At 71.7% G+C, this 8304-nt stretch carries 8 protein-coding genes; 6 read left to right on the top strand and 2 right to left on the bottom strand.

All coding sequences use genetic code 11. The features are described 5' to 3' along the window. Positions 1-16 precede the first annotated feature (16 nt). Positions 17-1222 carry an acyl-CoA/acyl-ACP dehydrogenase gene (locus H3C53_12925; GenBank protein ID MBW7917568.1) on the top strand — a complete coding sequence of 402 codons (1206 nt, stop codon included), beginning with the start codon at positions 17-19 and terminating at the stop codon, positions 1220-1222. Between the two features lie 9 nt (positions 1223-1231). Here H3C53_12925 and H3C53_12920 read toward each other — a convergent pair whose 3' ends face one another. Beyond that, on the bottom strand, positions 1232-1990 hold the full coding sequence (locus H3C53_12920) for an SHOCT domain-containing protein (protein ID MBW7917567.1): 759 nt from the start codon (positions 1988-1990) through the stop codon (positions 1232-1234). Between the two features lie 203 nt (positions 1991-2193). On the opposite strand from H3C53_12920, the gene H3C53_12915 reads away from it, so the two are divergent. The 3 genes from H3C53_12915 (at position 2194) to H3C53_12905 (ending at position 6157) form a co-directional block, all read left to right on the top strand. Then, positions 2194-3198 (top strand): ABC transporter substrate-binding protein, encoded by a 1005-nt coding sequence (locus tag H3C53_12915; GenBank protein ID MBW7917566.1) that lies wholly within the window; start codon positions 2194-2196, stop codon positions 3196-3198. Positions 3199-3349: 151 nt separating this feature from the next. Beyond that, positions 3350-5038, top strand: a complete 1689-nt coding sequence (locus tag H3C53_12910) for an iron ABC transporter permease (protein ID MBW7917565.1) — start codon at positions 3350-3352, stop codon at positions 5036-5038. Continuing rightward, positions 5039-6157 carry an ABC transporter ATP-binding protein gene (locus H3C53_12905; protein ID MBW7917564.1) on the top strand — a complete coding sequence of 373 codons (1119 nt, stop codon included), beginning with the start codon at positions 5039-5041 and terminating at the stop codon, positions 6155-6157. A 9-nt stretch (positions 6158-6166) separates the two neighbouring features. On the opposite strand, the gene H3C53_12900 is transcribed toward H3C53_12905, so the two are convergent. Beyond that, positions 6167-6961 carry a 2-phosphosulfolactate phosphatase gene (locus H3C53_12900; GenBank protein MBW7917563.1) on the bottom strand — a complete coding sequence of 265 codons (795 nt, stop codon included), beginning with the start codon at positions 6959-6961 and terminating at the stop codon, positions 6167-6169. Between the two features lie 113 nt (positions 6962-7074). Here H3C53_12900 and H3C53_12895 point away from each other — a divergent pair, with 113 nt between their 5' ends. Both H3C53_12895 and H3C53_12890 read left to right on the top strand, forming a co-directional pair. Then, the gene (locus H3C53_12895) at positions 7075-8139 is read left to right on the top strand and encodes a mannose-6-phosphate isomerase (protein MBW7917562.1); all 1065 of its coding nucleotides are present in this window, start codon (positions 7075-7077) and stop codon (positions 8137-8139) included. An 18-nt stretch (positions 8140-8157) separates the two neighbouring features. Continuing rightward, positions 8158-8304, top strand: a 147-nt coding sequence (locus H3C53_12890; GenBank protein MBW7917561.1) for a xylulose kinase, incomplete at its 3' end; no start/stop codon positions are given.

The following is an 8304-nucleotide window of genomic DNA, read 5'->3' as shown; positions in this document are numbered from 1 at the left end:
GGGCCTATCCTGACGCATGGCCATCCCCCAGCGAGACCTCGCCGAGCTCCTGCTGCCCGACGACCTGCTGCACAGGTTCCGCGAGCGCGCCGCCACGCACGACCGCGACAACACGTTCTTCGAGCACACGCTGGCCGACCTCCGCGCCCGCGGTTACCTCAAGCTGCTGGTGCCCACCGACTTGGGCGGCCTTGGCGGCAGCCTTGGCGACGCCGCGCTCCTCCAGCGGCGCCTCGCGGGAGCCGACCCGGCGGCGGCCCTTGGCGTGAACATGCACCTGATCGTCACGGGAGCGGCGGGCATGGCCGTGGAGCGCGGCCTCGGCGCGGCCCGCCGCGTGCTGGAACTGGCCGCCGCGGGCGAGCTGTTCGCCTTCGGCATCTCCGAGGCCGGCAACGACCTCATGCTCTTCGACGCCGTCAGCACGGCCCTGCCGGACGGCGCCGGCGGCTACGCCGTGACGGGCACGAAGATCTTCACCTCCATGGCGCACGCCTGGACGCGTCTGGTGGTCCACGCCAAGGTGGCGGGCGAGGACGGGGACGCCCGCCTGGTCTTCGGCATCCTGGAGCGGACCCCCGAGGTGGAGGTAGTGGCCGACTGGGACGCGCACGGCATGCGCGCCACGGACTCCTGCACCACTCGGCTGCGAGGGGCGCCGCTGAGGGCCGAGAACGTGCTGGCCACCACGGTGGTGGGCCCGGATCAAGACCCGCTGCGGTTCGGCATCTTCGGCTGCTTCGAGGTCCTCATCGCCTCCGTCTACTGCGGCCTGGGGGAGCGCGCGGTGGCGGTCGCCACGGCGGGGGCCTCGGCTCGGCGCTCGATCACCAAGGGGATCACGGCGGCCGACGACCCCCACGTTCGCTGGCGCCTGGCGAGCGCCGCGATCGCCATGGACGGCGCCGCCCTGCAGGTCGAGAAGCTCGCCCACGACCTGGACGCGCTCGTCGCGCACGAGCCCGTTCCCGGCGCCACCGACCACGGCCGCCGCTGGTACCTGCAGCTCTCGGGGCTCAAGTCGAGGGTGTCGGAGGCCGCCATCCACGCCGTGGACGAGTGCGTGCGCGCCGGGGGCGGGCGTCACTACTACCTGGGCTCCGAGCTCGAGCGCCTGTCGCGCGACGTGCGCGCCGCCATCTACCAACCCTCGAGCGAGGAGTCCGTGCGGTCGTCGTACGCGAGGGCCATGCTCGGCGAGATCGGGGCCGACCGAGGCTAGGTCGGAGCGTCAGAGCTCGGCCAACAACCTCGCCCGCGCCGTCTCGTACTCGGCGCGCGTGATGCTGCCGGCGCGGTAGAGCTCCTCCAGCTCCCTGAGGCGCTCGCCGAGACCGCGCCCGGCCGACCCGCCCCCGGTCGGCGTCGCGGACGCGGTGGCCGCGGCGCGCGGCGGGGCGGCGCCCGCACCGGCGGCTAGGCCGGCCGCGGCTTCCTTCATGGCGTCCGTCACCGCGCTCGCCATGGCGGCGGCGCCCGCGACGTCCGCGCTCCGAGCACTCAGGCGCCCCAGGGCGAAGCGGAGAAGCCCCGGGAGGCGCGGCCCCACGGTCACCGCCAGCAGGAGCAGCACCGTGAACGCCGCCGCGCTGAAGGTGAGGCCCGCGTAGCCGAAGGTGGCCAGGATGATGTCGCGCTCCTCCCCCGCCACCGTGCACGTGAACACCTGCGCGACCCCGCGCTGGCCCGGCTTGTACGAGTAACCGACCGAGGCGTGAGACACCACGCCCGGACACGCCATGTCGGCCGCGAACATCACCGACCGCGGCGCCAACGCGCCGATGACGGCGGCGCCCACGAAGCCGGTGAAGAGGCTGAGGCCAAGCAGCGCGACGACGACCACGCCCCAGACGGCGCCCCTTCGCGGTGCGCGGAACAGGGGCTCGCCGCGCACCGAGCGGCGCCATACGCGGTAGAGCACCACGCCGACGAGCAGGAACACGACCAACGAGACCAGCTGGGGGAGGAAGAAGAGAAGCGCGGTACCCATGTGGCGTCCGTTCGTTAGCCAGGATGCCGGTCGCGAGGGGGCCGGCGGCCGGTTCCGGTCATTAGACCGGCGCCGGCGGGGGTGGACGCATGACATCCGCCACTCGCTCGTTGCTGCCACGAGCGCCGCCGCCGGGGTCGGCGGACGCGCGCCACCGCGGCGACTGCTAGACTGCCAGGCACTACAACCTCGGAGGTGCGATCATGCATAGCGGCCGCCGCTTCGGCTTCGTCCCCTCGTTCCTGCGTCTCGGCGCCATTCTCGTCGTCCTGGGCCTCGGTTGCGCCATGGCCCAACCGTCGGGAACGCTCAACTTCTACACCTCCATGCAGGTGGACGTGGTCGACGACATCATCGCCGCCTTCGAGGCGGCGTACCCCGACGTCACGGTCGACATGCTCTACTCGGGCAGCGTCGAGCTCGAGCAGCGCGTCTACGCGGAACACGACGCCGGCAACCTCACGGCCGACGTGATCTGGGCCGCCAACCCCGCCTTCTTCCTGAAGCTCAAGGAGGCCGGCATGCTGCAGGCGTACGAGTCGCCCGAGGCGAACATGGTGCCGGCGGAGCTCAAGGACGAGGACCACATGTTCATCGCCGGTCGCGTGTTCAACATGGGCATCGGCTACAACACCACGCAGGTCAGCGAGGCCGAGGCGCCTCACAGCTGGGCGGAGCTGCTCGAGTGGGGCCCGCGCGCGGCGCTCGCGAGCCCGCTGCAGAGCGGGACCTCGTTCACCGCGCTGGGGGCCTTCGTTGCGAACGAGGACCTCGGCTGGGAGTGGTTCGAGAAGGCGCACGCCAACGGCATGCAGCTCCTGCGCGGCACGGGCGACGTGACCCGCGGCCTGACCAGCGGCGAGTTCGCCGTCATCAAGGGCATCGACTACGTGTTGGCCAACCAGGCCGCCGAGGGCGCGCCCGTCGCCTTCCTGTTCCCGGCGGAAGGCGCCGTCACGGTCGCCAGCCCCATCGGCATCACGGCCGACAGCAAGAACGTGGAGGCCGCCCGCGCCTTCGTCGACTTCATCGTGTCCAAGGCCGGCCAGGAAGTCATGGTCAGCAAGTTCTTCATCCCCGTCCGGACGGACGTCGCCCCGCCCGTCGGGCTCCCCTCCGCCGACAAGATCGTCTCGCTGCCCATCGACTACGACTGGCTCGCCGAGCACGACGCGGAGCTGCGCGAGAAGTTCTCCGAGATCTGGTGACCCTCCCCGGCCCACGGGTCGCGGCGCGCCCAACCCCGCCTGACACGGTCGTGCTTCCCTCCGGGGAGGCACGACCTGGCGCGGGCGCGCGGCCGCCGGGCGCCTCGGTGTCCGGCCCGCGCGTTGCGCCGGCCCGCCGGGTGAGTTGACCGTGCTGCACGGCGCCCGCCGCACCAGTTCGAGCCGGTTCGACTCACGCGTCGTGCTGCTGGTCGCGCTGGCGCTGTTGGTGCTCGTCGTGATCGTCTACCCGCTCGTGCAGGTATTCCTGCGCAGCGTCTTCATCGACGGCAGCTTCTCGCTCAAGCATTACGAGTCCGTCTTCACCCGCGCCAGGAACTACGAGGCCATCTGGAACTCGGTGTGGGTCTCGGTCCTCGCCACGCTCCTCGCCACCGTCATCGGCACCCTCGCCGCCTTCGTGGTGCAGCGCACGGACGTCCGCTTCAAGCACCTGCTGCGGTTCCTCCTCATCCTCCCGTTCGCCATCCCGCCCCTGTTCGCGGCCATGGGGTGGGTGCAACTGGCGGGCCCCGTCGGCCTCGTCAGCAACCTGTACAAGTCCGCGTTCGGCGTGCGCGGCGTGCCGTGGAACATCTACGGCGCCGTGGGCATCATCTTCGTGCTCGGCATCACGAAGTACCCGTTCGTGTTCATCACGGTGGCGGGCGCCCTCCAGCGCATGGACTCGAGCCTCGAGGAGGCGGCTCGCACCTCCGGCGCCAAGACGTTCGCCATCATGCGCCACATCACCCTGCCGCTGGCACGGCCGGCCGTCATCGGCGGTGCCCTGCTCGCGTTCGTATCTTGCATCGACAACTTCGGGATCCCGGCGGTGCTGGGCCTGCGAGTGCAGTTCCAGGTCCTCACGACCCGCATCTACGAGGCCTTGAGCATCCCCGACCTCCCGCTCGCCACCGCCATGTCCATGCTCCTCGTCGTGCTGGCCGCGCTCGCCATCTGGGTGCTCGGCAAGTTCGAGGGGGGCCGCAGCGAGTACGCCATCATCGCCGGCAAGTCCATCCGGCCGAGCATCATCGAGCTCGGCCGGGCGCGCAACTGGGTGACGCTGGCCCTGCTCGTCGTCATCGTGGTGATCGTCGTGCTGCCGCTCTTCGCGCTGCTCGTGACCTCCGTGCAGAAGTACTACGGCGCCCCCCTGAGCCCGGACACCCTCACCTGGAACAACTACGCGGCCGTGTGGAAGAACGCCGGGGCGCAGCGCGGCATCCGCAACAGCCTCATCCTGGCGCCCCTCGCCGCCACCATCCTCGTGGCCGTCACGGCGCTGCTCTCCTACCTGCACGTCAAGGCGCGCATGCGCGGCGCGGCCGCGCTCGACGCCATCGGCATGGTGCCGTTCGCGCTGCCCGGCTCCGTCATCGGCATCGGCATGATCCTCGCCTGGAGCAACCCGCCCGTCGGGCCGGTGCTCTACGGCACCATCTGGATCCTGCTGGTCGCCTACCTGATGCGCTACATGGCGTACGGCCTGCGTGCGGCCCGCGCCAGCCTGCTGCAGATCCACGACTCGCTGGAGGAGGCCGCCGCGACGTCCGGCGCGAACCGCGTGCGCACCCTGAGGCACATCACCTTCCCGCTCATGCGGCCCGGGATGATCGCCGCCTGGGTGCTCATCTTCATGTCGGCGTTCAACGAGCTGACGGTGTCGGCGCTCATCTGGAGCGCCAAGAACGAGACGATAGGCGTCTGGATCTTCCTGATGCAAGACTCCGGCTTCCCCGGGCGGGCCAGCGCGTTGGCGGTCGGGATCCTCCCGATCATCGTGGTCATGTACCTGCTGACGCAGTGGCTGTCCGGCGACGAGATGAGGGTGTGAGTGGAGAGCACGACTACAGCCGTCGCCGTCGACCGGCTCGAGAAGGTGTTCGGCGAGTTCACCGCCGTGGCGGGTGTGTCGTTCGAGCTCACGGGGAACGAGTTCTTCTCCCTCGTCGGCCCGTCCGGCTGCGGCAAGACGACCACGCTGCGCTGCATCGCCGGGCTCGAGACCGCCAGCGCCGGGAAGATCTCCATCAAGGAGCGCGTGGTGTTCGAGGCGACCGGCGGAGGCGCACCGACCACGCTGGTGCCGACGCACGAGCGGTCCATCGGCATGGTCTTCCAGAACTACGCCGTGTGGCCGCACATGAGCGTGATGCAGAACATCGCCTACCCCCTCAGGCTGCGTGGCGCCACCAGAGGAGAGCAGGAACGCGAGGTGGCGCGCCTCTTGACGCTCCTGGGCATGGAGGGGCTCATGCGCCGCAAGCCCAGCCAGCTGTCGGGCGGGCAGCAGCAGCGCGTCGCACTCGGCCGGGCGCTCGTGGCCCGCCCCGACGTGCTACTCCTCGACGAACCCCTGTCCAACCTGGACGCCAAGCTGCGCGACCAGATGCGCGCCGAGCTCAAGCGCATCCAGCGCGAGGTGGGCATCCCCATCCTGTACGTGACGCACGACCAGGACGAGGCGCTCTCCATGTCGGACCGGATAGCCGTCATGAACGCCGGGCGCGTGCACCAGATCGCGCCGCCCACCGTCATATACGAGCAACCCGCCACGAAGTTCGTGCTCGACTTCATCGGGGCGGTCAACTACCTGAGCGGCGAGGTCGTCGCAAGGGAGGGCGGCAGGCTCGCGGTGGCAGTCGCGGGTGGGCAGCGCCTGAGCGTGCCCGCGCCCGCCGAGCTCCCCGGCGGCCGCGACCTGCTCGTGGCGGTCAGGCCCGAGGACCTGCGGGTCGCCGCCGGGGACGGGCTGGCGGCGCGGGTCGAGCTCCGCAGCTTCCGCGGCAGCATCTGCGACTACCGCCTGAAGGCCGGCGACCAGGAGCTCTGGCTGCAGACGGAGAAGAGCACCCTGATCCCCGAGGGCAGCGCCGTGGCGCTGGAGGCCGCGCGCGCCTACTTCCTCGAGGCCGGCGCGCGCAACGACCTCGACGCCAGGGTGTACTTCTAGCTCCGGCTCCTACCGTGGGGCGGCGCTGCCGGGCGCCCCGGTCGGCGGCCTAGGCGCCAGCCCGTCGCCCACGAGTTCGAACCGCGCGGGCGGCCCGGCCACCCGTTCGGCCACGAGGCTCAACGCGCCGCGCCGCGCCGCGAAGGCCACGTCCGCGTCGAAGCCGAGGCCCGCGAGGGTTGCGGCGTGACGTGAACCGCGCACCCCCGCCTCCGGGTCGCCCGCCGCGCGCAGGGCGAGGAGGGCGAGGCGCGCAGCGTCCGTGAGTTCGGCCGCCGGCTCGAGCTCGAGGACTCGCTCGAGGATGCACGCCGCTCCCAGTGCGTCCTCCAGCGCCACGCGCCCCTCCGTGCCGGCGCAGACGAGCGTGATGCCCGACTCCGCCAACGCCACCGCACGCGCCGCGACGGCGGCGTCGTTGACGATGGCGCCGAGCAGCAGGTGCCTCGCGGCGGCGCTCGCCTCCACCGCCTTGGAGCCGTTGGTGGTGCAGAGCACCCCACGCCGCGCCGCGAGGTCGAGCTCGCCGAACTCGAGCGGCGAGTTACCGTGGTCGAACCCTGGGAGCTTCACACCGCCGCGCTCGCCGAGCAACAGCGCGCCAACGCTCCGCGCCTGCGCTCGCGCCGCGTCGACGCCCGCCACGACCGTGAGGCTCGCCATGCCGCGTTCGAGCAGCACGGCCGCCGTCGTGGTCATGCGCAGGACGTCGATCACCACCGCCACGTCCGCCACCGCCACGTCGGCCGCGCCGGCGCCTTGCGGCGCGGCGTCCGGCAGGAACCGCACGTCCAGACCGAGCATCGCCGACGTTGTAACACGAACCCATCGAGACCGAGGGTCCCGTCTCGACTACACTGGGCCCACACGAACGGCGCGCCCACTGTCGGCGCGGGAAGCGGACGGGTGAGACGGTCGTGCAGTGGTACCCCATAAGGCTCTCGACGCCCGTGCGGCAGTACGCCTTCGGCGCCAGGCTCATCCCGGAGCTGCTGGGGAAGCTCAGCGATGTGGAAGGCACGCTTGCCGAGAGCTGGGAGGTGAGCGATCACGCCTCCACCGAGGCCACCGTCGTCAACGGCGCGCTCAGCGGCACCCCCTTCAGGGAGTTGGTGCGAGCCCACCCGGGCGCGCTGGTCGGCGCTGGCTGGCGCGGCCCGCGCTTCCCGCTGCTCCTGAAGTTCCTCGACGCGTCGCGGCGCCTGCCCGTGCACCTGCACGCAGACGCGGCGGTGGCGGCGGAGCGCTACGGCGAGCCGAACGGCAAGACCGAGGCGTGGCACATCGTGTGGGCAGCGCCCGGCGCGAGCGCCCTGGTGGGCGTCAGGCCGGGCCTGACCGACGCCGACCTGTTCGACGCCTTCAGGGCCGGCGCGCACGCCGAGGTGATGTTCGAGGCGCCCCTGACGGCTGGTGACACGGTGTACGTCCCCGCCGGCACCCTGCACACCTTCGGCCCCGGCGCCCTCGTGTTCGAGGTGCAGCAGACGAGCGACCTCTCCCAGAGCGTGATGCCGACGGACGTGTACGGCAGGCCGCTCGAGGCGAGCGTGTGGGACGAGAACATACGGCGCACCCTCTCGGAGCTGCGGCGCGAGTTCAGGCCCGCCCCCTTCCCCGGCCTGACGCTAGCGGAAGGGGGCCTCACCCGCACCTTCGCCTGTGCCGGACCGCACTTCGCGCTGGAGCGCTGGCGCTTCACGAGCGAGACGACCGCCCGGGTGGGCCCAGGGCGCTTCCTCGCCCTTACCAACCTGGCGGACCCCGTGGCGGTGCAGGCGACCGGCGGCAGCGAGGAGTTGCCCCGCGGCGCCACCTGCCTCCTCCCCGCGGCGTTGACGCGGGCGCTGCTCGTTCCGCACGGCACGGGCGACGTGCTCGTCAGTTACGTCCCCGACCTCGCCACCGACGTGATAGCGCCCCTCCTGCGCGCCGGCCACCCGCCCGCCGACGTGCGGCGCCTGGGCGAGGTCGGGCTTTGACCGCGGCGAGGTGAGCGGGTGTTCCTGGGCATCGACCTCGGTACCAGCTCGGTCAAGGCGCTGCTTCTCACGCGCGACGGCAGGGTAGCGGGCGAGGCGAGTGCCGCGTACCCCGTGCTGGCGCCGCGGCCCGGTTGGGCGGAGAGCGAGCCGGCCGATTGGTGG

The sequence above is a fragment of the Trueperaceae bacterium genome, assembly GCA_019454765.1.
In the GTDB taxonomy this organism is placed as follows: domain Bacteria; phylum Deinococcota; class Deinococci; order Deinococcales; family Trueperaceae; genus JAAYYF01.
The sequence above is the reverse complement of the archived record's forward strand: the minus strand, read 5'-3'. Positions and strand labels throughout refer to the sequence as shown.